The sequence below is a fragment of the Enterococcus sp. DIV0561 genome (genome assembly GCF_050539875.1).
In the GTDB taxonomy this organism is placed as follows: domain Bacteria; phylum Bacillota; class Bacilli; order Lactobacillales; family Enterococcaceae; genus Enterococcus; species Enterococcus faecalis.
Genome location: NZ_CP172927.1, coordinates 353,819 through 379,386, shown reverse-complemented (window position 1 = coordinate 379,386; position 25,568 = coordinate 353,819). Strand labels below are relative to the sequence as shown.

General features: G+C 35.2%; 23 protein-coding genes, 1 tRNA gene and 3 pseudogenes. 4 read left to right on the top strand and 23 right to left on the bottom strand.

The genetic code is table 11. The annotated features are described in order from the left end of the window. Nucleotides 1-373: 373 nt before the first annotated feature. From IGM13_RS01930 to IGM13_RS01835, 20 genes and pseudogenes are all read right to left on the bottom strand, one after another. A complete protein-coding gene (locus IGM13_RS01930; RefSeq protein WP_002385545.1) occupies nt 374-2,632 on the bottom strand; it encodes a type IV secretory system conjugative DNA transfer family protein in 2,259 nt (752 codons plus the stop codon). After that, nucleotides 2,619-4,964 (bottom strand): CD3337/EF1877 family mobilome membrane protein, encoded by a 2,346-nt coding sequence (locus tag IGM13_RS01925; RefSeq protein WP_048945222.1) that lies wholly within the window; start codon nt 4,962-4,964, stop codon nt 2,619-2,621. The genes IGM13_RS01930 and IGM13_RS01925 overlap by 14 nt, the downstream gene beginning before the upstream one ends. Nucleotides 4,965-4,975: 11 nt before the next feature. Further along, nucleotides 4,976-5,380, bottom strand: a complete 405-nt coding sequence (locus IGM13_RS01920; RefSeq protein WP_002400624.1) for a hypothetical protein — start codon at nt 5,378-5,380, stop codon at nt 4,976-4,978. After that, the gene (locus IGM13_RS01915) at nt 5,337-7,829 is read right to left on the bottom strand and encodes an ATP-binding protein (protein WP_002377939.1); all 2,493 of its coding nucleotides are present in this window, start codon (nt 7,827-7,829) and stop codon (nt 5,337-5,339) included. Before IGM13_RS01915 ends, IGM13_RS01920 begins: the two co-directional genes overlap by 44 nt. 104 nt (nt 7,830-7,933) lie before the next feature. Beyond that, on the bottom strand, nt 7,934-8,392 hold the full coding sequence (gene ssb, locus IGM13_RS01910; RefSeq protein ID WP_002365911.1) for a single-stranded DNA-binding protein: 459 nt from the start codon (nt 8,390-8,392) through the stop codon (nt 7,934-7,936). 94 nt (nt 8,393-8,486) lie between these two features. After that, nucleotides 8,487-8,969, bottom strand: a complete 483-nt coding sequence (locus IGM13_RS01905; protein ID WP_002377938.1) for a hypothetical protein — start codon at nt 8,967-8,969, stop codon at nt 8,487-8,489. Nucleotides 8,970-9,000: 31 nt separating this feature from the next. Next, entirely contained in the window at nt 9,001-9,390 is a 390-nt protein-coding gene (locus IGM13_RS01900; protein WP_002360791.1) for a TcpE family conjugal transfer membrane protein, read from the bottom strand. Next, on the bottom strand, nt 9,390-9,650 hold the full coding sequence (locus tag IGM13_RS01895) for a hypothetical protein (RefSeq protein WP_010706916.1): 261 nt from the start codon (nt 9,648-9,650) through the stop codon (nt 9,390-9,392). The genes IGM13_RS01900 and IGM13_RS01895 overlap by 1 nt, the downstream gene beginning before the upstream one ends. Nucleotides 9,651-9,654: 4 nt before the next feature. Beyond that, complete coding sequence (locus tag IGM13_RS01890; RefSeq protein WP_002403100.1) at nt 9,655-10,689, bottom strand: conjugal transfer protein; 1,035 nt, start codon at nt 10,687-10,689, stop codon at nt 9,655-9,657. Next, a complete protein-coding gene (locus IGM13_RS01885) occupies nt 10,682-10,996 on the bottom strand; it encodes a hypothetical protein (RefSeq protein WP_002360796.1) in 315 nt (104 codons plus the stop codon). Before IGM13_RS01885 ends, IGM13_RS01890 begins: the two co-directional genes overlap by 8 nt. Then, on the bottom strand, nt 10,996-11,412 hold the full coding sequence (locus IGM13_RS01880; protein ID WP_002401419.1) for a thioredoxin domain-containing protein: 417 nt from the start codon (nt 11,410-11,412) through the stop codon (nt 10,996-10,998). Before IGM13_RS01880 ends, IGM13_RS01885 begins: the two co-directional genes overlap by 1 nt. Beyond that, nucleotides 11,396-12,013, bottom strand: coding sequence for a hypothetical protein (locus IGM13_RS01875; protein WP_002377936.1), 618 nt, complete (start codon nt 12,011-12,013; stop codon nt 11,396-11,398). The genes IGM13_RS01880 and IGM13_RS01875 overlap by 17 nt, the downstream gene beginning before the upstream one ends. 2 nt (nt 12,014-12,015) lie before the next feature. Further along, nucleotides 12,016-13,286: pseudogene (locus IGM13_RS01870) on the bottom strand (CHAP domain-containing protein). A 25-nt stretch (nt 13,287-13,311) separates the two neighbouring features. Beyond that, entirely contained in the window at nt 13,312-14,172 is an 861-nt protein-coding gene (locus IGM13_RS01865; protein WP_010710128.1) for an LPXTG cell wall anchor domain-containing protein, read from the bottom strand. A gap of 19 nt (nt 14,173-14,191) precedes the next feature. Continuing rightward, nucleotides 14,192-15,070, bottom strand: a complete 879-nt coding sequence (locus IGM13_RS01860) for a hypothetical protein (RefSeq protein WP_002377931.1) — start codon at nt 15,068-15,070, stop codon at nt 14,192-14,194. A 10-nt stretch (nt 15,071-15,080) separates the two neighbouring features. Beyond that, nucleotides 15,081-15,341 (bottom strand): hypothetical protein, encoded by a 261-nt coding sequence (locus tag IGM13_RS01855; protein ID WP_002370667.1) that lies wholly within the window; start codon nt 15,339-15,341, stop codon nt 15,081-15,083. Nucleotides 15,342-15,486: 145 nt separating this feature from the next. Then, nucleotides 15,487-15,873, bottom strand: coding sequence for a hypothetical protein (locus IGM13_RS01850; RefSeq protein WP_002364326.1), 387 nt, complete (start codon nt 15,871-15,873; stop codon nt 15,487-15,489). A 21-nt stretch (nt 15,874-15,894) separates the two neighbouring features. Next, nucleotides 15,895-16,251: a pheromone response system RNA-binding regulator PrgU gene (gene prgU / locus IGM13_RS01845; RefSeq protein ID WP_010714280.1), complete on the bottom strand. Its 357-nt coding sequence runs from the start codon at nt 16,249-16,251 to the stop codon at nt 15,895-15,897. 61 nt (nt 16,252-16,312) lie between these two features. Continuing rightward, complete coding sequence (locus tag IGM13_RS01840; protein WP_370684042.1) at nt 16,313-20,218, bottom strand: LPXTG-anchored aggregation substance; 3,906 nt, start codon at nt 20,216-20,218, stop codon at nt 16,313-16,315. A 1,083-nt stretch (nt 20,219-21,301) separates the two neighbouring features. After that, nucleotides 21,302-21,657, bottom strand: a pseudogene (locus IGM13_RS01835) (RNA polymerase sigma factor). Nucleotides 21,658-22,214: 557 nt separating this feature from the next. On the opposite strand from IGM13_RS01835, the gene IGM13_RS01830 reads away from it, so the two are divergent. Together IGM13_RS01830 and IGM13_RS01825 are read left to right on the top strand one after the other, a co-directional pair. Then, on the top strand, nt 22,215-22,616 hold the full coding sequence (locus IGM13_RS01830; protein WP_002358449.1) for an RNA polymerase sigma factor: 402 nt from the start codon (nt 22,215-22,217) through the stop codon (nt 22,614-22,616). Then, nucleotides 22,610-22,855 carry a helix-turn-helix domain-containing protein gene (locus IGM13_RS01825; RefSeq protein WP_002358448.1) on the top strand — a complete coding sequence of 82 codons (246 nt, stop codon included), beginning with the start codon at nt 22,610-22,612 and terminating at the stop codon, nt 22,853-22,855. The genes IGM13_RS01830 and IGM13_RS01825 overlap by 7 nt, the downstream gene beginning before the upstream one ends. Before the next feature lie 324 nt (nt 22,856-23,179). Here IGM13_RS01825 and IGM13_RS01820 read toward each other — a convergent pair. Both IGM13_RS01820 and IGM13_RS01815 read right to left on the bottom strand, forming a co-directional pair. Next, nucleotides 23,180-23,400: pseudogene (locus tag IGM13_RS01820) on the bottom strand (hypothetical protein). A 161-nt stretch (nt 23,401-23,561) separates the two neighbouring features. Beyond that, a tRNA-Lys gene (locus IGM13_RS01815) sits at nt 23,562-23,634 on the bottom strand. Between the two features lie 76 nt (nt 23,635-23,710). Here IGM13_RS01815 and IGM13_RS01810 point away from each other — a divergent pair. Then, the gene (locus IGM13_RS01810; protein ID WP_002355366.1) at nt 23,711-23,941 is read left to right on the top strand and encodes a helix-turn-helix domain-containing protein; all 231 of its coding nucleotides are present in this window, start codon (nt 23,711-23,713) and stop codon (nt 23,939-23,941) included. A 43-nt stretch (nt 23,942-23,984) separates the two neighbouring features. Next, nucleotides 23,985-25,154 carry a tyrosine-type recombinase/integrase gene (locus IGM13_RS01805; protein ID WP_002358446.1) on the top strand — a complete coding sequence of 390 codons (1,170 nt, stop codon included), beginning with the start codon at nt 23,985-23,987 and terminating at the stop codon, nt 25,152-25,154. A 276-nt stretch (nt 25,155-25,430) separates the two neighbouring features. Here the strand turns inward: IGM13_RS01805 and IGM13_RS01800 are convergent, their stop codons facing one another. Further along, the gene (locus tag IGM13_RS01800) at nt 25,431-25,568 is read right to left on the bottom strand and encodes a hypothetical protein (protein ID WP_002383714.1); all 138 of its coding nucleotides are present in this window, start codon (nt 25,566-25,568) and stop codon (nt 25,431-25,433) included.

The window sequence follows — 25,568 nt, the reverse complement described above, 5'->3', positions numbered from 1 at the left end:
GTTGTTGTTTTGGGCGATAGTCCCTTCAAGGTTTGGTGAAGGGGCGTCTATCGCAAGGGGTAGTTGTTAATCTTTTGAACTTTTTTCTTTATTTTTTATTACTTCTATCACCTTACTCATTCTATTTTTTACTCTATTCTGTTTGTCCTCGGCGCTTGGTATTTTTTTCGTAGTTGCAAAATTCCTGACCATTTTCGCTTAATGGGGGTTTTAACCCACGTTGAGCGAAAATGGTCAGGAATTTTGCAGGCGGAGAAAGCCTTTTATACCAAGCGCCGAGGACACGCCACTACAATTTATAATTCCACACACTTTCCAGTGGTTTTCCTAAGTATTTCCATGATGTTTCCAAAATTTGACACACTATATTAATCTATTTTGAATTACTTTTTTGTAACCATTCGAGTGCGTTTCGCACATAAACTTTTTGTGGTGGGAGGTTTACATTTTCTGCTGTACGATAAATAATAAACTCCCCTGTACGCAATTCTTTTATCTTGTTTGGACTAATTTTAAAGCGATCTACATTACGTTTGGTTCCTCTATCTCCTGACCAATCAGATTTTCCAACATCTGAATAACCATCTTCTTGTTCCGTAACTGAAGTTACATCAATGTCTTGATACGTTCCCATTGTTTCACTCCAATACTCGGCTTCACCTTTTTCGTTGGTCTTTCCAATGAACAAAGTATTCACATTTCCGACAAGTTGTTCCATTAATTTATCCCCTAATTTTGCAATATCTGCCATCGTTTGAGGGGTGAAAATACCATAAACACCTGCACCTCTACCTTTATTTACCATATCAATAAACGTTTCATTTAGATAAGAAGCAGGTTCATCAAAAATCACAAGGACTTCACGTTTAACATTTTTTCGATACATTTCAGAAGCAAAATAATTTACGTCTCCGACTAACATTTGCGCTAAAGTGCGGATATATTCTTTGTAAATCAACCCATTGAACGATACGTAAACTAACTTGCGTTGATTGACAATTTCTTGCACATCAAGAACATTTTTTGCGTTTTTTGTATCAAATAATTTTCCTAACTCACTGTCTAATAACATGTTAATGTTTGTCTGTAATGCTTCTGATGTGGCATACAAATAAAACGGTGAATCTTTATGTTCATAACGAATAAATAATCGTTCGAACAATTTTTGTTTGATATTTTCTCCTGTTTCTTTGTCTGTTGGCAAATATCTTAGGTTTCGTTTTAGTAATAAATAGTACGAGTCTAAATCTAATGTTTCTGGATTAAGGACAATCGTTTCCGTTTCTTTTTGTGCTATTCCTAGTTGGGAAATGTTTCTAAATTTACTGTTCTTAATTTGTGAATCTTCCTCTTTTTCTTCTTTATCAAGGTCTGAATCAGGCAGTATCTCGCTTCCTTCTTTCACTGATTTTTTCTTAGGTTTTTGTATTTTCTTTTCTACTTCAATCTCAAATAGTTTGGGATTGTTTGGTAAAATCGCATCCGCAAATAAGTGTAAAACATTTCTCGGAAGTAAAAATCGTTGAACAAATGGTAGACTTCGTTCAACGGTTTCTGTCGTACGAGTGTCTCCAGATAAAGTAACCTTGGCTCCTTTAAACTCGTCTAACAATTGAATTGTTACTTGCAAAAGAGCTTTCGCTGCGCCTGAATAAAAGACACTTTCTGTTTCGGCTAAAGACACTAACTTATCTCGAATAGATATGTCATTTCCATGCTCTACTGGGTTGTATCTCATATCGCCATCATCCGTAAAAGCATGCACTTCTTTGTCATAAAATTTGGCAATTTCTCGCATACTTTCTAATGTATCTCGAGCGCCTTTTCCATCAATCAATATCACCGGAAAATTAAATTTGACTGCGTGTTGGACGAGTAATTGAAGTAACGTTGTTTTTCCTGAACCAGTGGTTGCGGGAATAAGGGCGTGTTGATTGAACTCTGAAAAGTTCATAATATATGACAACCCGAACTCACTCATACCAAGTAATAATTGGTTGGATAGTTCTTTATACTTGTCAATATCAACACTTTCTACTGCTTCTTGGTATTCTTTTTCTTGTTCATCAGTAAAGCGTTGTGACTCTTCAAATTTATTTTTTTGCCTATTTTTGTATTCTTTAGATTCCGTCACTTTCTTCCGTTCGTCTTCCTTTGAAATAACTTTTCGTTTTGCCACAAATGAAGAAAATGCCAAAAAAATGGCCCCCATTCCACTTGATCCAATAAGCAAAGCGACTATTGTCTCCCAATTAAAACGAAGTGCTGTATGAAGAAGATTTAAGGGGAAAAGAAGATACGCAGACAGATACCCTCTGGGAATCCAGAGGATAAATGCAAAAACATTTATTACAAATAACACAGCTGAAAAACTAAGAAAGACAATACTATTTCGTTTCAAAAAACTCTCATAATCCATATCAAATACATTTGCAGCCTTGTCTCTTTTATCAACCGCTAGACCAATTAATAATGGAATACTACCTAAAATCGCAAAAGGATATAAAAGAACTCCGACTAATCCAAAGACTAGTCGGAGTTGGTGGTAGCGAGTCATTTTTTGTTGTTCTTGCCCTATTGGCGGTTTCTTTGGTTGTAGCAAGCCATTGTTAAACAAATTATTTCCTTGCACGAGGTTGTCTCACTCCTTTAGGTTTGTTTGTTATCTTCTGTGTACCAGGTTTCTTGCGTTCTCTGCGAACAACTAGTGATTGTTTAGTTCTCTTTTCTTTCTTAATTATTGGCGTATTATGTCTATTCATACGTGTGATTGGCTCATTTACCTTGGGTTGTACACGTTGTGGTGTAGAATGCGTTTGAGGTACATCAACTTGCGTTACTTGCTTCACTTGATCCATTTTTTTACGTACTTCTGGACGTCGATAGGCAGGATTACTTCCCAACGTTCCACCACTTCGTTTGACCATTTGGGCCGCTACTTTTGGTTGGATATTTTGACGAGTCGTTGGTTGTCCTGTTCGTCTTGGACTACGAGCAACCACTTGTTTTTTCATATCTTTTGGTTTATTTGTTGGTTGAAGTACTTTTTCTCCTTGTCGTTTCATAAGTGTTTGATGACCTGTTTCGCGTTTTTTACTTCGCTGTCCAGTACGCCGATTTTGATTTCTTAAAGCTGTTAAATTGGTTGATTCGTCGCTTTGATCATTAATTTTTTTAAGTGATTCCTGTTTTTTCAATCGATCTTTTTCATATTCTTTTTGACGAGCTGATTCATGTTGCTGCCGTTTGAGTTGTTCTGCAGATTTCTGTTCTTGCATACGTCCTTTTTCGTGCGCTTGTCTTAATCCTTCTTGTGCTTTTTCGATAGCATTTGGCGCTTTATGTTGAGGTCTTGGCTTCAACTCACGGCGTAGTGCACTACGTTTTTCTTGTTCTTTATTTAATGGCCGTTGTTTTAAGCCAGTTTCTGCTTTACCATGTTTCCTTGCTTCTTCTTGACGTTTTTTAATAGCTGCTTTACGTTCTTCTTGTGCCTGTTTCCTACGCTCCTTATTCTCTTGTTTTTGTTCTTTTGCCGCTCTACGCATATTAGCTTCTGTGCCAAAAGGATTTCCGATAAACCCGACACCATCAGAAAGTGAAACACGTCCCGTGACAAGATTAGCAAAGAATTTTCGGAAGACATACAAGCCAAGCGGTGTAAGAAGATAAATAAGTATCGTTAATATCTTCTGCCACACGTTCTCTGTCTGATTGCTTAATTGAAACCCTAGTGATAAGAAACTTGCAAAGAAAATAGTCGCAAAACCAACCATTCCCTTCATAAAAATAGTCATGCCAAAGGTTTTAAAGTAATTCGCAAAGACGTTGGTTTCAGTTAAAAAGAGTCCTGCAAACAACAATAACGGTAACAACGGCAATAGGAACAATTGAATGACCGCAATAATTAATCGTAAGAAACTTAACAGGAAATACACCACTGTTTGAATTAAGTTAACTACCAGATAAAATAAGCCATAAAAAGTATTGGTCCAGTTGTTATAATACATAATTGAACGGTTTTTTAAGTCTTTACTTTCGTAATTTACAACTTCTTCCATTAACTTATCATTTTCTTCACTATTCATATCGTTGTCTAACAATAAGTTGATTCGATCATATTCTTTATCTTTATACTTCACTGTTTTCTTACGGATTTTATGAACATCACTTGTTCCATAGTTCATGAGCAAGTAAGGTTCATACACATTGGTGTAAAAAACACGTGAAGCAATTAAATTTCCTGCACTTTTTGCTCGTTGATCTGCAGATAATTTTTGCTCTACTTCATTTCCGTTCTTATCTTTCCCTTTCTCTGTCATTGGTACACTAACATCACCTAAGACCGGATTAATATTTACAAATGCGGTCTCAACTTCTTTATCTACACTAAACATCATATCAAACAAAGAATTGGACGTGTTGGCATCTTTTAGGACGGAAAGACCCGTAAAAATAAGAATCGTCATTAAAAAAATACCAAAAAACCGTTTGTATCGTTGTTGTCCAATAAATTTTACACCTAAAATAACAAAAACAAAGGCAATACCAATCGTTCCCGCAATCCCTAACATATTAGTTGCTATGCTAGACGTTAGGTTCATAATCGGTTGCTTAATAGCAGTTATAATATCCATACTAAATAGTGTTTTTACCATAACTGCATTAAACTCTCCGAGTCCTTTTACCATTGACCAAACAAAAGTCTTTATTGTCGCAGAAGCATTAGTGATAGCTTCATTAAAACCCGTTACAGATTCTTTCTCTTTTTCCTTAGTCATTAACTCAAAAGCATTGTCTTTGTAAGTATCATAAATTGTATCTACATTAGTAGTTGGCTCTGTAACAATAACTTTATTTTCATCAGGTTTAGGTGCTGCATTAACAGATGTAGTTTGTGTAACAACAAAAAAACAGCCTACTAGAAACAGTAAGGCTGTTTTAATTAATAATTTCTTGTTCAAGGTATCACCTCTTATTTTTCTTTGACTTTTTCAAGAGATATTTTGTTTTTCCCATACTTAGCAGTTATTTTCCCATTCTTTTCTTTTACATCAGAAAAAATGTTTTTGCCTATGTTACTTATATCAATAGTCAATTTTTCTTCCTTATCGTTGTAACTGTATGTTCCGCTATAGCTTGATCCAGACTCTAATAAACTAACTTCTCCATCTTTATAAAAAGTGAATTGAGTTGACACACCAAAACCCGTCCCTTCCCATTTACCACCATCGGAAGTTAATATCTTTTTCATATCTGTTCCACAACCTGACAACAATAACAAGCCGACTAAGGCAATAAAAGGTAGTACTTTTTTCATGCTCACTTCTCCTTTTTTATGATCCTTGTTCCATTGCCAACGCCATTTGAGTAGCTTCATCCTCTTTATTAGTAGACGAAACGGCCATTAACCAACTATCGAATAAAACATCAATTGCAATAGGCTGGCTACGCCCTCGATGGTCTTGGAATAAACAAGTCCCTGATTTTAGTTCATTAATTAACTGAATATTTGCTGGGTTCGTATCCATACCAAAAAATTCTAAAACTTTTTTCTGTGCTTCTTTTTGGTTTGGCCGGAACGCAAATTTATAAGACAATAGTTCTTTTTTATCTTCTTTATCATAATCCATAAACGCTTGTGTGACAAGGTATATATCGGTCATGTTCGCACGTCCTTGGCGTAAACTTCCTTCAATTAGAAAACGTCCTTGGGCCGTGTCTTCAAATCCTTTCGCTTCATCGAAAATAATCGCAGCATCTTCAGTTTTATCTGTAGAGAAGATCGTTGTCATTTTCATAATAACTTCCATAATAGACATGCCTGCGATTTGTTCATTGTTTAATCGTCCGCTGTCTATTTCCGCTTGTGTAGGGATTTTAAGCCCCTGGGTACCTAAGACATTGATTTGATTTTCAAAGCGAATAGGTTCGCTGTAATCGTTCCCTAAAAGAATTTTGCCTAACCCAACATTGTGGCCAGAGATTAAATTTGCTAATTTAGGGTCTTTTTCGCGAATAACCTCGATTACTTTCGTTAGGTGTTTTTTCCCTTTACCTTTCATCACCGCATTGACAGAATCTAAAATCAGCGTCTTCTTATCACTTGCAGTGTGACTGTCTGTCGTAACTTCACCAAAATTTTCTAACACGTTTCGTGCGGTTTGAATAGCTTCTTCTCTTGGCAGAAATAGCAATGGATCTAACATTCCTCGATACCTTTCTTCACTTGATAGCGAAACAAAGTTAATGCGTTGATACAAAGCTTTAAATTCTGGAATATGTCCGAACTTATCTAATGCTCGTTTGAAAAAAAGGACGGTTTCATTTTTAGGATCAATATAAAGTATTTTTTGTCCTAAAAACGTTAACCACAAGAAAATGTACTTAACAAGTACTGACTTTCCTTGCCCAGGCGGGCCAATGATTAGCGTATTCCCATTTGTATATTGTGCGCCTTCTATGGCTTTTTTAGTCAAGTTTGGGAAAAACCATACGATTTTGCTTGATAAAGAAAGTGCCTGTTGTACGGACTTGAATTTTTTAGCAGTTATGACACGACCTAGAGGCATGCCATAGCGGTTACCAATTTCTTTTTCTAAATCCATTCCAAGGTCCGCTACATAACCTGTTGAAACAACATGCTCATAGCTTTTAAATTGACTCTTAGCGCCAATTAAACACTGATTAAACAATGTTAATTGGTCGACTAGCGGACGATACAACTTGTAGTCTGTACCGTCCAAAACAAATTCGAGTTCTTTTATTTTCTCTTCTAATGCTTGTTTACTATCGGCTGAAAGTACAAACGTTGTCGTCATACGACACAATCGTCGTTCTTTACTACGTATCTTTTTACTTAGTTCGTGCAATCGCTCTTCCCCAAATAAAATCACTTCGTCTTCGTCTAAAATACCGTCAACTTGTGTTTGCTCTTTGTCCTGTTCATAGATTCTTTTACGACGTTTGTGTACATCGCGTTTATCTTTATCTGGGTGGCGAAATGTAACCTTGACATGGGTTTCAATCGTGGTACTCAAACTATCCTGCAAGTTTTGTATAATCGCACTTCCAAACATACTCGTTGGCAAACTGATCAACGGTAAAAAAGCAAGGTAATGTGTTTTATCCAATTGTTCAATAGTCATATATCCCGTGTTATTTTCAATAATCCCCTCCGTCATTTCTTCCGGAAGTAACGTTCGTTCAGGTAAACGGGTATTTGCACGGTGAAAGAAATAATAAAACAATCGACCTATGGTTCTTGGATCCATGCGTTCCACATTTTTAAAATTTGATAAGTCTTTGTAAATCTTGTTTTCTAATCCTTGATATGCGCGATAAAGTTGGCTAACTGGTACATGAACCCCTGTTAAAGCATTGATTGCCTTACGTCCAACTTCCTTGAACAATTCTATATACTCCATAGGATTAGCAACTTGTATAGGTGCGGTAAAACGAATGAACAAATACGTACTATATTTATTCATTTGGACTTCGTCTTTTAGAATATCACCCGCTTGTCGGAAATAGGTTTCTCCTAAATCCGCAAAGCTTCCCTTTACCAGGTTATCGATTGTCGCTTCAATCTGTTCGTCGAGATCAAAGTATTCTGGAATATTCATAAAATGGTAGTCGAACGTGTCTTGCTCGAATACGCCTTTTCCGTCCTCTATGTATTCCTTGAAAAAGTCTAAATTATTCAAAGGAAATACTTGGTGTGCAAGTTTATAACCTACCCACACGTCGTTAGAGGTTGTAAAAAGAAAATTATTCGTAATGGCTTCAATTGGAAAGTCTAAGCGCGGCTCTTTACTTTTTAATGGCACCTTATCAACTCCTTTCTTTGCAATCACTATTTTTTTACACTTGTACAAAAAAAAGACGAGTGATCTGTTCACTCGTCTTTTGTTGTTTATTCACTTATAAATCATTAAAACGGCAGGTCATTATCAGAAATATCCACTATGCTATTTTCTGGCGAAAATGGATCCAGAGGATCAGGTTTATCCATTGACTGTTTATCAAACGTAGCTTTACCTGTAGCCTGTTCTTTTCGTTGCTCGTTTACTTCTCTTGATTCTAATAGTTGGAAGCTTTCTGTGACAACCTCAGTTACATAAATACGCTGGCCTTGTTGATTCTCATAGTTTCTTGTTTGAATGCGACCAGTTAAACCGATCAGAGTCCCTTTTGTTGCATAATTTGCTAATGACTCTGCAGCTTTCCGCCAAATAACACAGTTGATAAAATCTGCTTCCCTTTCATTGTTAGCATTGGTAAAGTTGCGATTAATGGCCAACGTAAATTGACCTACGGCTGTTCCACTTTGCGTATACCTTAAATCTGGGTCTTTGGTTAATCGTCCAACTAATGTAACGTTATTAATCAAGATATTTACCTCCTACTCATGTAGTTGTATTTTTTGTTACTACTTTTGTAAATAAGGCTTCTTTATGGTTTCTAACCATTATAGCATGTTTTTCTTAGTCCATCCGTTCACTTATCCTATCTAAATAAACACGCCCATCATCACCAATTATTTCGGTTACTTTATCCTTTAAATATTTGCAATTACAACTTCTGTATTCTTTAATTAACTGCCCCAGTTTCCTTAAATTTTTTGCTTTAGCTTTGACGGATAAAGTAGCCTTATGACCTACTTTATTTAATTCATTAATGGTTATATAAAATGACGTGTTAACAAACAATTCTTTTAGCTTTTGTAAATCTTCTTCGCTCTCACAATCAAAAGATAAATCCTCGTTTGTAACAACATAAGTCCCGTTTGACCAAACTTCTATACATAAACTGTCGTCAACAGTATCGTTATACTTATTCTCGTATAATTCATACGATTTCAGAATCAAGTTTCTATACTTAACAGCTACATCCTCGGTGTAATCTTCTACAGTTCCTAAAGACTCTAAAAATTTTGTCACAGCTTCAATTCTTTTATCCACCTTCATCCCTCACAATCTCTTTGTAAACACTTTACTGTTATTTTCTAACTTTGTATTGGACTTTTTCTTTATGGAATTGGACAAGTAGCCCATGTTCATATCTTTTTTTCTTTTGATACAAGAAGTTTCCTCGACCAATTAGATAATCAAGAAAGCTCTTATTATCCCATTTTAAAGAAAAGAGCGTCCACACAAGGACGCCCACTCCTACTATAAGAATCAACCAAAAATTAGCAATAATTGTGGTAAAAAAATTGATTTTAGCGACAAATGAAATAATCGCGAATATCAATAAGAGAATAAGGATACCAATACCTACAAAAATTTGTTCCAATCGAATGCCGTTTGGCGCAAAAGGCAATGCTACCCCTTTGATACTGTAAATCTTGTGAGGTTGTTTAAATTCTCGTGTGTAATTATATTCCATCAAAATCGCCAACCTTTTATTGGGAAAATAAAGCCGGCATTTGGTTTGAAAATTAAGTCTTTCAACCAGGTACCAATTTTTTCAGCATCTTTTAACACTAAAACCAACGCGATTAAAATTAAGATTAAGCAGACTGTCGCAATTCCTCGTGCGGCCCCTTGTGTTGCAACCGCTACAACTAAGGATACCAGTCCTAAAATCACCAATAATATAATCACCTGTGAGGAAATATTATTTGCTAAACCAGATAAATCAAACATATTCTTACACTCCATTCATTTTTTTAATAAAATAACTATCTTTTGTTGCTTCAATTTGTAATGAGAAGTTAGACGTTAGCGGACTTTTCCCTTCATAACTGAATTGATAGGTTCCTCGAACATCATAGATCCCTTGGCCTGTTTCTCTTAGACTTGTAATATCTACTTTTTCTAACGTCGCATGTTCTAGTCCTTTTACATTCGCAATTAGTCCTAACTTTTCATCATTTTTTACATATAATTCAAAGAAACGATTGGTAAATTCCGTTAGTTTTTTTGTTTCTTCTTCATTGACTTCTTTTCCTTTAGGTATAAAACGTTGCTCGTCATACACAACTTTGTTACTCTCACTTGTCTTCGCTAAATTCATTAACGTTGGTCTATCAAGCAACTTCAGTTCATTTTCTGCATAACTAACAGGCAAAATCACTTGCACTTGGCGCCATTCTTTCCCTTCAGTAAAACGGACATCATAGTACAAGCTGTAAAGTGATTCTTTATAATCAACTGTTTCTAATCGAATAAAGCGTACATTTCGTGCAACGCGGTCATCATTTGTCTTATCAAGACCTAAATCTTCTGCACGCAATCCAGCAGCTAAATAAGGGGTTATTTGCGCTTCCCAGTACTCTTTTCCTTCTAATTTTGAGGACACTGTAAATAATCGATCCACAAGTTTCATTCCGTCATATTTCAATTGATCACTTGCAGCTACGCCTTTATTCACGCTTTCAATAATTTCCTCACGATTTACTTGCTTTTGCATCGCAAGCCTTGTAAGCGTGTTTAATCGTCCAAAACTCATTAATAAAAATAAGCTTATCAAGAAAAATAAAAGGAAAAACACCATTGAGTAAATACTTTTCGCCGAACGTGGCGAAAAACGAATGGTTCGAGAATTTTCTGGTTCTTTCTCTTTCTTCCTGAAGATTGCTCGGATTATTTGAACCAATGAAGAAACACGTGTCTCTTTCCTCACTTTTTCTTTCTGGGCTTGCTTCCCTGCTTGCGGATTGAATACAGCCTTTTTGTTACTCATCTTTTAAAATCCCGTAACGTTGAATTAACGATTGGGGGACTTTACTTTCTACGACAACCTCGTTTACCACCATGCCTGCACCTTCTAAAAAAGCTAATGCTTCTTTATAAGCGGTCTTAGACGTCTTGGTGGCCTTTTCTAATTCGTCGTAAAATATCCGAGCGCCTGTTTGATACTGCTTATTATGCACCCGCCATAAGATAAATAGCGCCGTTTGAATCGCTGGGCGTTCATAAGCATAATTTTTAGCAATACGTTCCGTATTTTCTACGGCTGTCTCCTTTTCATTCACATGATTTTCGTGCATTAATCTTCACTTCTTTCGTCGTTATTTTCAGCAATTAATTGCTGAATTTTTCTCGTATCTGTTCCTACGTATCTTCTTTTCGGTGTAACAAATGTTGGTACTTTTTCCAACGTATATGTCTTTATATAGTGACGGTTTTTAGGTTGATTTAAATTGATAAATACAATGTTGTTTTCGCCCTGGTCCTCTTCGTAAACCGTCGGATAGACCTTTTGACAATCAGCACACGTATCTTTGTAAAAAAATAAGACACGTGTTTCATTGTCTGCTAAAACTACGGCCGCTCGCTCCTTTTCCTGATTGAGCATTGCCTTTTCATTTTGTTTTACCATAAATAAAAAGAGGCTTATCCCCCCTAAAACAAGCATTAAACTAATAAGTGTTGTAATTCGTACTTTTTTACTGATTTTCCTCACCTAAATTCTCAATGGTTGTAAATTTCTTGCTTTCTTCATTGAAAGTTACCTTGTAAATAAAATTTCCACGTTGCGTTTGGCTTCCTGCGATTCGAACTGAATATTCTAGCCGGACCAATGCTGTTTTTTCTTTTCCTGTATCCTTTTGTGTGGTTCGATAAATTTCAGGTGCCTTATCTAATTGAGAAACGGTCACAACACTAGGAACAACTTTATCTGCATCCCTTGGGAATACCCCGGATAGCCCTTGCTCTGTCGCATAAACAGTTGCTTTTTCTTTTCTTTTAGCGACTGTTTGTTCTTTATTGCTAGAATCATAGTCAAACAAAAGTGAAAATAAGGCATTCACTGCTTTTGTTAATGGCTCATTAACAGGATCTTCTTTTTCATCCAATAATTGTTCAATTTTTCTCGATAAATCATTCAGTTGTCCGTTTTTTTCTTCTAAAGTTTTCTTTAGGACTTGCTGCTCTTTCTCTTTTTGATTTTTTATTTGTGCATTTTCTTTTTTCTCATTGAAATAACCGCCTCCTAAAGTGGTCAGTAAAACAAGTAAAAGAACGATCACTAGTGGTTGTGCTTGCTTTAAACGCTCCCTCATTGCTACGCTCCCTTTCCTTGAATAAAATCAATTTGTTCAACCGTTGCTCTGTCTAATACTCGCCATGAACGCGTACCAGAGCCTTGATTAATAACATTTGCTTCACTCACAAGAATACTGCCGTCAGAATTGACATACTCTACAACTGCCACATGCCCATAGGGCGGTGCAGAACCTCCTATGCCACCTTGCATACTAGCTGCCCAACCAACACTTGGTTTTCCTTTTACTACTGTGTACCCTTTCGCACGAGCAGAATTAGCCCAACCTGCGCCATTTCCGCCATCACCTGAAAACCATTCAATTGGTTTGCCAATTTGCGCCATACGATTATAAGCGTACCACGTACATTGTCCAAAAGGATAGTTATTTCCAGCGTAATCATTCGAATCGATAGGCGGAAGTGTTAACTTTCCTTTATACGCACTTGGTACTTCTAATGATGGGGCAGTATTTTGTCCTGTAACTTGATCGGATGTATCTGAAGTAACAACGCAATCAGAATTTTTACCATATTTTTCGTTTGTGATTGGGGATTTTCCGGGAATATTTAGGACAAGTTCGCTCTTTTTAAACGGCGCGTTACCATATTTCTGTATTGCTTCTTGGTCCAACCATTGAAACTGCTTGCCTAAGCTATTATATGTGGCCTGTAACTTCATGAGGTAAGTAGGGTCTGTAGCCCATCCTCCTGAATAAATAGCTGATAAAGTACTTAATCCGTCAGTATTATTGATAGCACCTGTATACAGTGTCTGGTGTGCCATAAATTCTGCTTTTCCAACAATTCCAGCATTGTAGTCTTTAAACCAGGTATATGCCCCACCAGTGCCATCACCGACGTTTGACCCTGGCTTTGTACCAGAAATATCAACAGAATCTTGGCCGAATGTTGCTAAAGTTACAGGAAAATCTTCTTTTTTTGACGTTTTAACACCGCCCATATTGTGTGCCTGCCAAAATGACGTCCCCGATGGATTAGTAAAATTAAACCCATTTTCTACCATCGTTTGAGAAATACTAGCAGACGGTAAAAAGCCACCTGCTTTCCATGATAAAAGGTAAGCATCTTTATGGCTTTTTACAAACTGCTCGATCGATTTAGGTGTATCTGTCGCATCAGTTGGATTATTTATACTTGGCTGAATACAATCATTTTTTGAAGTATCTGACGTACTCGTTAATAATAAAAGAAAAAAAGTAAGCCTCCAAAGACTAAAAATATAGGCAAGAAAAAAGAGAGAAGCCCAAAGACAATTCTTTTCTTATTCATGGTACGCTCCTATCTATACGCTAGCTTATACTTTAGCTTTGCGTTTTTTAAAGATGACAAACCCAGATACTACAGACAAGATACCGCCTACGGCAGATAAAAAGATATTCATTTCTTCACCTGTGTATGGTAAAACCTTCATTTTACCGTCCTTACCTTTTACTTCTACATTTCCGCTAGGCAATACTTTGTAACTTGATTGAATAGGTTTTAACCCTTCTGCTGTTTGTGTAAGTGGAACACCTTTTTCTACAGCTACAATGTTTTCTCCGTCTGTAGTTGTAATAGGTGTTGTTACACTAGGCACGTGCGTGATTTCTGCCAAATTACTTGTTTCAATAGGGACTGTTGGCTGTTGTGTACCATTTCCAGCGTGATTTAATTCCCCTGTTGGCGTTACAACAACGTCGATTGGCTTGCTTGGTTCTGCTGGTTGTACTGGTTTTTCAGATTCTGTTGGTTTAGTTGGTGTCACAGTTTTTTCGGGTTCTGCTGGTTTGCTTGGTGTAACTGGTTTTTCAGGTTCTACTGGTTTACTTGGCTCCGTTGGTTGTTCTGGTTCACTTGGCTCTGTAGGAGTTGTAGGTTCTGTTGGTGTTGTCGGTTCCGTTGGCTCTACTGGTTTTTCAGGTTCTGTTGGTGTTGTCGGCTCTGTCGGTTCTGTTGGCTCCGTTGGTGTAATAGGTGGCTCTACAGGGTCTACAGGTGGCTCAATTGGCGGTGTTGGATCTGTTGGCTTTTCTGGTGTACTTGGTTCTGTTGGTACTTCAATGGGCGGTGTCGTAGTATCATCAGGGATAATTTCTTGTGCAAAAGCAGAAATTTCACTTCCCCCAAATAGTAGTGTGGCACTAAATAAACTAGCAAAAAGAATTTTTTTCATCATTATTTCCTCCATTTTAATTTTAATTTGTAAGTTCAAAATCTTCTTCTGTCGGTCGTTCCATTACGACCAATTGTTCTTTTGTTTCTTCAGCTGTAAACGTAATTTTCTTTGTCGATTGCTCGGCTTTTTCATTGATTAATACAACAATGAACACTATCGTCCATTGTTTGTCTTTCTTCTTTACTTCCCAGGGAAACATACTTCTCGCTCGGCTTTTCTCCGATAAAAAATCAGATAAGATTTCTTTTTTTACAAACTTTTTTAAAACTGCTTGTCTGGTTTTGGCATCTGTTTTTCCTGAATAGTAATTAGTTAGAAAGAATCGAGTAAATGTTTCTACTTTATTTTGATCATTGACTTGTTCTGTTAAGGTATTGAGTTCTTTTTTTACCTCTAATTCTTTTTCTTGGTAAGGTGTAGAATTGGTTTTCCCTAATAAAAAACCACTCATAAGTAGAATCAATCCAACAAGTGTGATAAGACTAACGGACAAAAAAAACTTTTTCTTCACTGGTTTTGTATCAGTAGTTTCCTTCTTTTCTGTACCTTTTTTGTTACTTTTAGCTCGTTGCTTCTTTGGCAACGATTGATTAACTAACTGTAAGAAGTTTTTTACTTCTATTGGATCAAGCGTTGGATCATTTGTGACTGGTTCAAGCAATACGTCTAACATATCCTTTTGTTTGACCGGTAATAAAAGTTCCGCTTCTAAAATAGGTAGTTCTTGTTCTTTTCCTGTATATAAAAAATAGGCTATCGTGCCTCCTTGTTTTGTGGCCAAAACTTCTTGATTGGCTTGTTCAAGTAGCAAAAGACCTTGAACAAGCGAAAATCGTTGATGGACTGGTAAAGCTATTTTTTCTGCTTGTGTTGCTTCTAAATCAAAAGAGATATACATAAACTCACCCTTACATAGGTTCTAAAATTTCAGTGAATACCACTTTTAACGGGGTGTTCTTGGAAAATTTAATTCGATATTCTGTATCTTCCAAGGATAAAATGTAATTTTCACTGTCTTCTTGATAATAGGTGTACTCATTTCCTTTAACATTGAAATGGTTCTGTATTGCTTTGTGCTGTTTCATTTCAATTAATTTAGGTAACGTGGCTAGCTGATAACCTCCAACTATTCCTATCCCTAAAATAAAAAGTCCTGATAAAATAATCATTTTTTCCCTCCTATATTTTTGTGTCAGGCATCATTTTTTTATTATCGCTAACAAAAAAACCAAAGGAACCGAAACGGAAAAACTTAGCATGGCTGGTTAAAAATCAAACAAATTGTAATCCATCGCTTCCTTTCAGTAACCAATTTCAAAAGAAATCCCAATCGTCTAAGTGTCGTTGGTCTTCTGGCATATTTGCTAATTCTTTCCAATAAGCATCTTCTAAAACGTCTAACATGAATCGTTTTATTTCTTGTTGTTTTTCCTCTAGTTCTCGTACATTACGTATGTCATTCGTATTTAAAGACCGCTTGTTTATTTGCACGTTGATTATTTCTTTTAATTGGAAATATACTCGTTCTAACTCTTTTAGTGTTTGTTTCTTGAAAGACGTATCATAAAAACAGCGTTTTAGTGTGATTTTTTGTGTTTCTTTGTCTAACCAAACATCCACAAATTCCAACGAATTTAGCCTATTTAATAGACTGTAGGCAGAAAATCCAAGCAAACAACTTAGAACAAAAGATACATACATTGGCTTTTCTTTCTCCTTTACTTATGCTTTTAACGTTTCGCCGAAAATCTCTTCAAATACTCCTCTGTTAATAGGTGTTTTGATAAAAAAGACAGGCACATTGATTCTGCCTAAATTTGGTTTCACATAGATACTTTTTTCTGGATATACTTCTAATGCCAAAGATTTTCCATTTTTAATGATATTCAACGTGGTGATCTCTTGAATGTTTTCTTCGGTAATTTGTTTGTTGTACCACATTTCCATTGCACGTGTATTCTTTAATCGAACTTTAACTAACTTACCTGTGTTTCCTCTCCACTGTAAGGTCAAATCTTTTTCTTGGATGGCAATTTCTTTCATCCCCTTTGCCTCTCTTTCTACTACTACTGCTTCCAATGTTTCCCCTCCATAACTAAAAAAAGAAGGACAATCAGTTCGTCCTTCTTTTCGTCTTCAATTATTTTGTTTCTTTTCTACGTTTAAAGCCTAAGCCTGCTAAGCCAAGCATTGCAGCTAAACTTCCAGCTACCGTTAATAAGACATTTTGTTTTTCGCCTGTTTGTGGCAATTCTGGCTCTACACTTGCCTTTTCTACCACTAATGGCTCTACTGGTGCTTGTGGTGTTTTTGGTGTTGGTGGCACGATCACTGTTTTTTCTGGTGGTGTTTGTGGTTTTTCTGGCGTATGCGTCACTACCGTATTAGTCTTGATCGTTTCATTATTGAAAGATTCTTCAATCGTGTTGTAAACGTCTCCTGCCGCAATTCGTTCTACACCAATGAACGCTTTCCATGAGTGCGCAACGTTTTTGTTTTCTTTTAGATTCATCGCATCCAAAAAGGCTTGACTGGCCGTGATTTTCACTACCCCTTGTTCAAAGGTCATCGTGAATAGTTTCGAAATGTCGTCCCCTTTATTCACTTTGGTTCCGTCTGCTAAAACAAAATTAGAATTGGCAAACACAGACCATTGGCCACTAAATTTGTCATGTTTGACGTCTAGTTTATCGCTAATCGACCATTCTTCCACAACACCAGCGTATTCTGCAGGAATGTCACTACTTGTGAATTCATAGAAGAATTTCTCCCCTAATTTGATTGTGGCGCCATTTTGGCTTTGTTTGTCACCGACTTTAATAACCACGTCTTTTTTAGGGTTCACTTTTGGAATATGGTTGACAACGGTATTGGTTTTAATTCGTTGGCCAAATGTATTTTGTTCCGCTGAATTATAAATATCCCCAGAAACATCGGCTTTGACTTTTGTAGGGAGCGTTACACGCAATTCTTGCCCACCATGCGCTAGAATAAAGGCTTGTGGGTCTTTGGCAGAGATTGTCACCGTGCCTTTGGCATCGTCCCATGAGATCGTGAACTGGTTCGTAATGTCTACCCCTTTAGAATCTTTGACACGAAGTAAGTCTTTGATTGGTGTCACCTTCGTTTCATCGTAATCATCGAAGAAAGAAACGCCTGTCGCAAGATCGACTGTATCAAAGGCAAAGTCTTTATCGTACCCTTTTAAGTCCCAGGTCATTTCATAAGAAAGAACATCACCACGAGCAACTTTTCCATGGTTAATATCTTCCCCTTTCTTGTTATGAACGGCTTTGGTTGGTTTTGGATCATCAGGCGTATGCGTCACCACGGTATTAGAACGCATCAGCTCTTTGTTGTAGTTTTCTGTTTGCGTGTTTTCTACGTCACCTGTTTTAATCCGTTCGACTTCCAGATACACAGACCAAGCTTGTTTGCCTACTTTATTGCTTCCTTCATTTAAGGCGGCCAATAGTGCTTGATTCATCGTAAACGTTAAGTCTTTATTGTCTTTGTTTTCTAAAAGAATGTAGGCAGAAATATCTGTTCCTGCTTTTAACGTTTTATCCCCTACTTTAAGGTCATAATTCGTAATAGCGTGCCATTTCCCTGTGAAACGATCATGGGTCGTGTCCAAGACATCATTCATGCCCCATTCTTTGGTAATTCCGCCATAGTTAGCTGGACGTTCGGAAGATTTCACTTCATAATAAATTTTTGTCTGTAACGGAATATCTTTGTCATGTAGCGAAACACTGCCAACTGTACCGTTTTTATCTGCTTTTACATCTTTGGAAGGATTACTACCTGGCACATGGTTAATCACTGTATTTGTTACCGTTTCACCATCGTTTGTCAGCTGAACAGCTGTATTTTCAAAATCGCCTTCCACATTTTTCACTACAAACGGCAAGACAAGTAAATATTTATACCCCATTGCTAAAACAATGGAACCGTCTGCGTTGGTTTTCATCATTGCTGTGACGGTGTTTTGATCTAAATGAAGATCATAAGAAGCAGTCACGTCTTTAGCTCTTCCTGAATTAATTGCTGCAGCAACAGCTTTTGAGTCTTTCTCGTTTAGACTTGCGTCTGCTTGATAAACTTTCACTTTGGATAAATCAATCGTCACTTTTTCTGCATCAAAGGTATCTCGAATCCCTTGTTTGGTTACTGTTTTTGGATCTACTTTGGCAAGTTCTGTCGTATCCCCTGTCACAATGTATTGTAAAGAATCGCCACGCTTCACATTTAAATCATTGACATTTTTCTGGCCATCAGTGACTTCTTTATTTGGCACAAGTACAGGAACGACATTGGCTTTGTATCGATTGAATTCAATCGTTGCTTTTTCTGGTTCTTTTGGATTCCCATAATTGAAAATAGGCTTCACTGATTGCGCATTTAAGTTAGTACTAAAGGCAAACCATTGCGCACTAGATACAGGCACATTACTTTTTCCTTTTGTTGTCATACCAAAAGAAAAGGAAATACGCCCATTGGCTAGACCTACACCTGAACCAAAGTAGGCATTCTTGTGACCTACAGCGTCCCAATCACTATTTTTCAATCCAGAAGGTCCTGTGCCATAGTCAATATCTTCCGGTGAGTAAAATTTTCCATCCGCTTGTTTTTTCACATACGAACCATTAATGTATTTGAACGCATTGTTCGCCCCAAAATCAGAAACAAATTCCGCATGGCTACCTTTATTCGTTAAACTTGAATTTAAAGAAGACAGCGCATACGCAAATGGACTATCTTTATCTGGTAGTACTTCTTTACCTGACGCATCAAAGAACTTAATCGTTAAGCGTGTTTTAACATCCTTACCATTGACTCTGTTTGTACCAATAAAAGCCGTGATAATCGGATCGTTTGAAAATACTGCATTTAACGTTCCACTTTGGCTTGGTGAGGATTGTAGTTCATAAACAAATTCTGCTTTTGTAATTTTACGTCCTAAATAACTAGCGTTTAGTCCTGTATAGGTCACTGTCACTGGTTTATTTTTTTCTAAAAGAACCGCATACCCACCATTAGACCCAAGATTTGCCTCTTTTACAAAGGAATTCTGGAAGTTGCCAGTAACTTTCCCGCCCATATCTTTCCGTAATTTTGTAAAGATATCTTTTGAATCCCCTGCATTTACTTTATTAAAATCAGTTGCTTTGATAAATTTTCCGCCTTTAATCGACGAAATTTTAGTGTCTTTCGTCACGACAGATTGATCGAACACTAGGTTTTTACTAATCGCTTCATTGACATAGCTGTTTTCGTTCTTATGCTTGTTGTATTCAGCGACTTCTTTTTCATAACGCTCTTTTTCTGCTTTGTTTTTTGCCGCAATTTCTGCATTTTCTTTGGCAATTTTTTCATTTTTGGCTTTTAATTCAGCTGCTTGTTGGGCAATCTTTTTCGCTTGTTCTTTTTGTAGTTGGTCTACTTCTTTTTCTTTTGCAGCTAAATCTTTAGAAGAAACGTTGCCTAAGTCTTCTGCTGGTTTTTCAACAACGGTAATGTTTGGATCTTTTTTTACTTCATCAACTGCTTTATCAACGTCTGGTGTTTCAAATTCTTTAGGAATGGACGTTGATTTATTCACTTCATTTTCAGCTGGTGCAACTTCTGTTGGCTGCCCTAGAGGTTCATTGGTTGTTTCAGGGCTTACTACTGGTTGTTCTTGTGCTGATTTTTCAGCTCCTACTGTTGGTTGTTGCGCGTTTGTGGTATCATTTGGGGTAGCTGAACTTTGTTCAGTACCTTTATTTTCTGGCGCTACTTCTTCTACTTTGGTCGGTTGAGAAGTAGTGTCTTTTTGTACTGTTGCTTCTTCAGATACTGCCGTTTTAGGTGTTTCCTTTTCTGACTGCAGGTCGGGGTTATTGGGTTGAACCGTCGTTGTTTCTGGTTGCGTATCTAATTCCGCGGCTTGTACATTATCAGTAGCTAATCCTACGGCTCCTAACACACTTAGAAAAAGAATAGGGACAGTTACCCAGTGATTCTTAGCTTTATATGTCTTATATTGTTTTTTTGCTTTCATTTGTTGCTTCAAGAATCATTCTCCTCGTAAATTTTTTTATTTTATAGGCAATGATTCTTTCTGCATGGATCACGTGCACAATACATCCTTCTCCCCTCCCCCTTTTTTTTGACAAATATTTTACTTTATGCTATAAAATTAGTAATTTAACATATATTCTTTTCACTCTTTTAAGCTACCTAATGTAGGTAGCTTTTGTTACTAGTCCTTTTTTCTAAACAACATTCTGTAGAATATTTAATTTCGAGAGATAGTTAGCTTTTTATTTTTACTTATTCTTGTCTACACCTTAAAGATGAATCGTTTAACACTTTTAAAATAAAGCCTCCTATCCAATGACTGATGATTCATTGTTAATTACAGAATGTATACTTCATTCAACACATCTTTTCTATTACTTAAAGATTTATACTAATAACTATAATCATAATTATCGGGTCAAAGGTTATAGTCTCTTATGTTAGTTTATTAAATACAGAGTAAACATTGGTGCTTAGCATAAAAAACGTATATACCGTATTTTATATTCTCAAAAGGGACTCCATCCTCTCTTTTTTACTAAACTATAATCATTTAGATTTAAAAAAAAGAACATGATTATGAGTAATGAAATAGTTAATATAATAAAATTCAAGAAACTAAAAAATATACTACAAATGAAATCTCTAAATATACAAAATTAAGTGCTTAAAAACTAAACTTACATGATGCTTTTTGTCTTACTTAATTTACTCTTAAAACTAATTCTTAAGCAGCTGCTTTTGTCAAAAGCACATAGGAATTTCACCTCTCCCCAAGTTTACGGCGAGCCTTACGGAAGTATCATTATCCCAACTTCACATCATCACTTTTTATTGACTATAAAAATTATTTTAGAATATTTATCGCTCCTTCTTTACGATAAGAGATCATGGCGTAACTAAAATATGCTCCTTGAAGTGTTAACGTACTGCTAGAATGTATTTAATTTTCAATGATCTATAAATTTTCTACCAAAATAATTGAAAGGGGACTTTTTAATTATTTAACTTTAAATTTCAATATAGATTCTGAAAATTTATAACTCCCTCAATGTATACTCTTCTACATAGGTAATAAATTGACCACTTCATTAAATCCATTCATACTTATATTGAGAATTTTATCGATTTCAGTATCATTAAACTTGCAAAATAAAAAATTTTTTATGTCCAATAACTGGTTTGGCTATTGATAACTTTTTATTTGAAATTAATATCTCCATTCCAAACAAGAAATAGATATCTTGTTCATCAAAATGAGTAAGGGTACTTAGCTTCATTTGAGACGTTCAATAGTTCCTCATTTTCTTTTATTCTAGTGTTTCGTTTTCGAATAGACGTAATTTCGTTTCGTAATACTTTTTTGCAGTAGGCATCAAATTGGTGTTGTATAGATTTCTCATTATAATTTTGTTGCATGATAATATGCTCCTTTTTCCCCTTTCCACTAATACAACAATCAGAGAGCCCTTTTTTTTCGAAAAAGCTAGAAAAATAAAAGACACATAGTTTTTATCTATATGTCTTCCGCTAAAAACAAATTATTTTTTCTCAAAGCATATTTAGCTTTTAATTGATTATTCCGTTTCATATCGTCTAAATTTTCTGATTAAAACTTTATTATGATGTCATAGTGAAGAATAATTAAAATAGTATCTAGCGAAATAAGTTTGGAAAACGTTATTATGATCGTTCATTTTTTGTTGACAAATAAAATAAAGTATGTAAAATTACATTGGATAAATCGCATTCGTTACGATTTATAATTTTAAAATAGGAGTTATTTCTATATGAAAAAAATTAGAATATTTTTTTGTTTTGTATAATATGTATTTCTTTTCTTTGCAGTTGTTCTGAAAAAAATGGAAGACACGTAGATAAAAACTACGTGTCTTTTGTTTTTTTCTAGTTTTTTCGAAAAAAAAGGGCTCTCTGATTGTTGTATTAGTGGAAAGGGGAAAAAGGAGCATATTATCATGCAACAAAATTATAATGAGAAATCTATACAACACCAATTTGATGCCTACTGCAAAAAAGTATTACGAAACGAAATTACGTCTATTCGAAAACGAAACACTAACATAAAGTATAATGAGGAACCATTGACAGATTCAACTGAAGGCAAGTACTCTCAAACTCATTTTGATGAACAAGATGTCTATTTCTTGTTTGGAATGGAAATATTAATTTCAGATCAAAAGTTATCAACAGCCATTGATCATTTATCAGAGATAAGAAGAAAGGTCATCCTACTTTATTATTTTGCAGGTTTTAATAATACTGAAATCGGTAAAATTCTCAACATGAGTACAAGTGGTATCTGGTATCAACGAAAAAAGGCAGTTGAACAATTAAAAACGGAGTATGACCTATGGTAGACAACAAAAAAAAACGGCAGTATCCATTAGTTCCGCTATCCGTTATTCAATCTGCTCTAGAAGAAGATCCAATTTCGATCAAGATGATACTCAAACATTATCATAGTTATATAGTTAAGTTATGTTTGACAAATGGATTTAATGAGGCGGAGCAATTTATTACCTATGTAGATGAGTATATGCTAAGACAGCTAGAAATTAAATTGATAGAAGCTATCTTAAAATTTAAAATTAACTAACTAAAAAAAGCCCCTTTCCACTTTTTCTGTTTAAAATAATCTTCTAATATTTAAAAGATTAGTAAATTCTTTTATGTAGAAAACCTATTGATCATTGAAAATTAAATACATTCTATCAGTACATTAACACTCCAAGGAGCATATTTTAGTTGTGCCACGATTTCTTATCGTAAAGAAGGAGCGATAAACATTCTAAAATAATTTTTATAGTCAATAAAAAGCGATGATTTGAATTTGGGATAATGATACTTCCGTAAGGCTCTCCGTAAACTTGGAGAGAGGTGAAATTCCTATGTGCTTTTGACAAAAGCAGCTGATTAAGAATTACTTCCATATGTTGATTTCAACACTTTTTCTATTATTTTTAAAACCAAATTCAGTGAGACAAATAGCATCATGTAAATTTAGTTTTTCTATTAAACGTTCTCCACTTTTTAGTTTTTTATAGTACTCAAATTTAATCCTGTATGTTTAGAGATTTCATTTGCAGTATAGTTTTGTAAAGTTTCTCGGATTATTGTTATATTAGCAATTTCATTACTCATAATTATGTTCCTTTCTTATCAAAAATATCAATGACTACAGTGGGCTTTTAGTAAAAAAGCGGGGTACTACAGTCTTTTTTTAAAACAAAAAAATACAGTATATACGTTTTCTAAATGCTAAGCACCAACGTTTACACTGTATTTAAGGGTTTGGCACCCAATGGGCTGTGAGGGGCTCGAACCCGCGACCCGATGATTAAGAGTCATCTGCTCTACCAACTGAGCTAACAGCCCAAATTAATACTTTGTTATTCTAACACCTAAAATAAAAAAGTGCAATACTTATTATCAGAATGTAGGAGTGAATTTTATGGATTTTCAAGATTATGAAAAAATATTTGAAAGTTATCCCTCGATATTGAAAATTACTGATTTAACTAAAATGTTAAATATTGGAAAAAATAAAGCTTATAATTTGCTGAAAGATAAATCAATAGAAAATATAAAAATTGGAGCAAGGTACAAAATACCTAAAAAAGCTGTCATTGAGTATATATTAAAAATACAAGATGAAGGTAAAAATCATGCTATAATAGAATAGTCAAAATTTTTGCCGATATTTCAGTTTAAGAGGAGAGATTGAATTGAAATTAAGAGCAAACATAATTGAGAAAAGAGGAACATTACAAGTAATTGTATCTTATAAAGACTCTAACGGAAAAATTAGACAAAAGTGGAAAGATACAAAATTAAAAAAGAAAGGAAATAAAAAACGAGCAGAAAAAATTAGAGATGAATTTTTACTAGAATTGGAAAGTCAATTAGCTATGGAATGTGAATGTGCTAATCCAGATTTATTGTTTTATGACTATTTGCTTAATTATTTAGAAGTATCAAAAAAACAAGTAGCATTTAACACATATGTTGGGTATAAGCATTATGTCCATAATCGAATTTACAAGTTTTTCTATCCTAAAAAAATTAAACTAAATAGGTTAAAGCCTTATCATTTACAAGATTTTTACCAATATATGTTAAATGATGACTGTACAGCTAATACGGTCATTCATTATCACGCATTTATACGCAAAGCTCTTCAAGAGGCTGTTATTACAGAATTGATAAGTACAAATGTAGCAGATAAAGTAAGAAAGCCAAAAAAGAAACAATTTGTTTCTCAAGTTTATAATCAACACGAGATCTTGAAATTACTTGATATTTTGTCAGAAGAAAAGCTCTATTTGGTAGTTCTTTTAACAGCATTTTATGGATTGCGAAGAAGTGAAGTTTTAGGATTAAAATGGTCTGCTATTGATTTTTTAAACAAAAAAATCATGATAAACCATGTAATCATAGAAAATCCAGAGAATATGTCCCAGTTAATAAAGAAAGATCAAACAAAGAACTCTTCCAGCTATCGTACGTTGCCTTTGGTTGAAACGATTGAACGAGCATTAGTAAATCAAGCTAAATGGCAACAAGATAATCGTATTCTTTTAGGAGAGGATTATATTTTAAAAGATAGTGAGTACGTATTTACTATGGAAGATGGACGGTTGATGAAGCCTCAATATGTAACACATCGCTTGAGTAAGTTGATTAAGAAAAATGGATTGAAAAAAATTCGCTTTCATGACTTGCGTCATTCTAATGCTTCAATAATGTTAGATAGTGGACAGAATATGAAATCCATTCAAGAATGGCTGGGACATGCATCGTATTCGACAACTGCTAATTTATATACACATTTAACTGCAGGAGTAAAAGAGCGTGCAGCAGAAGCATTAGAAAACGCATTTGGGTTTAAAGAATAAAAAACAAAAAAACAATATCTTCGTGGTATCGTTTCTTGTTTTTAGAATTTTTTTCGTTGGCAATTTGTTGCCAGTATGTTGGCAATAAAAAAATTCACAAACTAAAAACCTATTTATAAAGTTTTATAAAGCTTTTTTCACAAGCAGAGCATTTGGTTAAGAGTCAGATGCTCTAACCAACTGAGCTATGCCCCCGTTGTATAAAATGGCTTTTCAGCTACCTCAATATTGTAGCACTCCGCTATTATTTATACAAGAGGGAATTTTTTTCAGTTGTTATTCTTGTGAAGATTGTTCTTTTTTTACAGGACAAGCTGTTTGACAATCTTCACAACTTCGCCCTTTTTTGATTCGTCGATAGGTGATGATTCCTGCTGTTCCAAAAATTAAAATGGATAAAATAATTGTTGCCAT

Bases quoted from the DNA above. Each gene is read 5' to 3' on its own strand.
- IGM13_RS01920 (WP_002400624.1), bottom strand. From the start codon at position 5,380: ATGAAGCTACTCAAATGGCGTTGGCAATGGAACAAGGATCATAAAAAA.
- IGM13_RS01905 (WP_002377938.1), bottom strand. From the start codon at position 8,969: ATGAAGGTGGATAAAAGAATTGAAGCTGTGACAAAATTTTTAGAGTCT.
- IGM13_RS01900 (WP_002360791.1), bottom strand. From the start codon at position 9,390: ATGGAATATAATTACACACGAGAATTTAAACAACCTCACAAGATTTAC.
- IGM13_RS01895 (WP_010706916.1), bottom strand. From the start codon at position 9,650: ATGTTTGATTTATCTGGTTTAGCAAATAATATTTCCTCACAGGTGATT.
- IGM13_RS01890 (WP_002403100.1), bottom strand. From the start codon at position 10,689: ATGAGTAACAAAAAGGCTGTATTCAATCCGCAAGCAGGGAAGCAAGCC.
- IGM13_RS01885 (WP_002360796.1), bottom strand. From the start codon at position 10,996: ATGCACGAAAATCATGTGAATGAAAAGGAGACAGCCGTAGAAAATACG.
- IGM13_RS01875 (WP_002377936.1), bottom strand. From the start codon at position 12,013: ATGAGGGAGCGTTTAAAGCAAGCACAACCACTAGTGATCGTTCTTTTA.
- IGM13_RS01865 (WP_010710128.1), bottom strand. From the start codon at position 14,172: ATGATGAAAAAAATTCTTTTTGCTAGTTTATTTAGTGCCACACTACTA.
- IGM13_RS01860 (WP_002377931.1), bottom strand. From the start codon at position 15,070: ATGTATATCTCTTTTGATTTAGAAGCAACACAAGCAGAAAAAATAGCT.
- IGM13_RS01855 (WP_002370667.1), bottom strand. From the start codon at position 15,341: ATGATTATTTTATCAGGACTTTTTATTTTAGGGATAGGAATAGTTGGA.
- IGM13_RS01850 (WP_002364326.1), bottom strand. From the start codon at position 15,873: ATGTATGTATCTTTTGTTCTAAGTTGTTTGCTTGGATTTTCTGCCTAC.
- IGM13_RS01840 (WP_370684042.1), bottom strand. From the start codon at position 20,218: ATGAAAGCAAAAAAACAATATAAGACATATAAAGCTAAGAATCACTGG.
- IGM13_RS01830 (WP_002358449.1), top strand. From the start codon at position 22,215: ATGCAACAAAATTATAATGAGAAATCTATACAACACCAATTTGATGCC.
- IGM13_RS01825 (WP_002358448.1), top strand. From the start codon at position 22,610: ATGGTAGACAACAAAAAAAAACGGCAGTATCCATTAGTTCCGCTATCC.
- IGM13_RS01810 (WP_002355366.1), top strand. From the start codon at position 23,711: ATGGATTTTCAAGATTATGAAAAAATATTTGAAAGTTATCCCTCGATA.
- IGM13_RS01800 (WP_002383714.1), bottom strand. From the start codon at position 25,568: ATGGCAACAATTATTTTATCCATTTTAATTTTTGGAACAGCAGGAATC.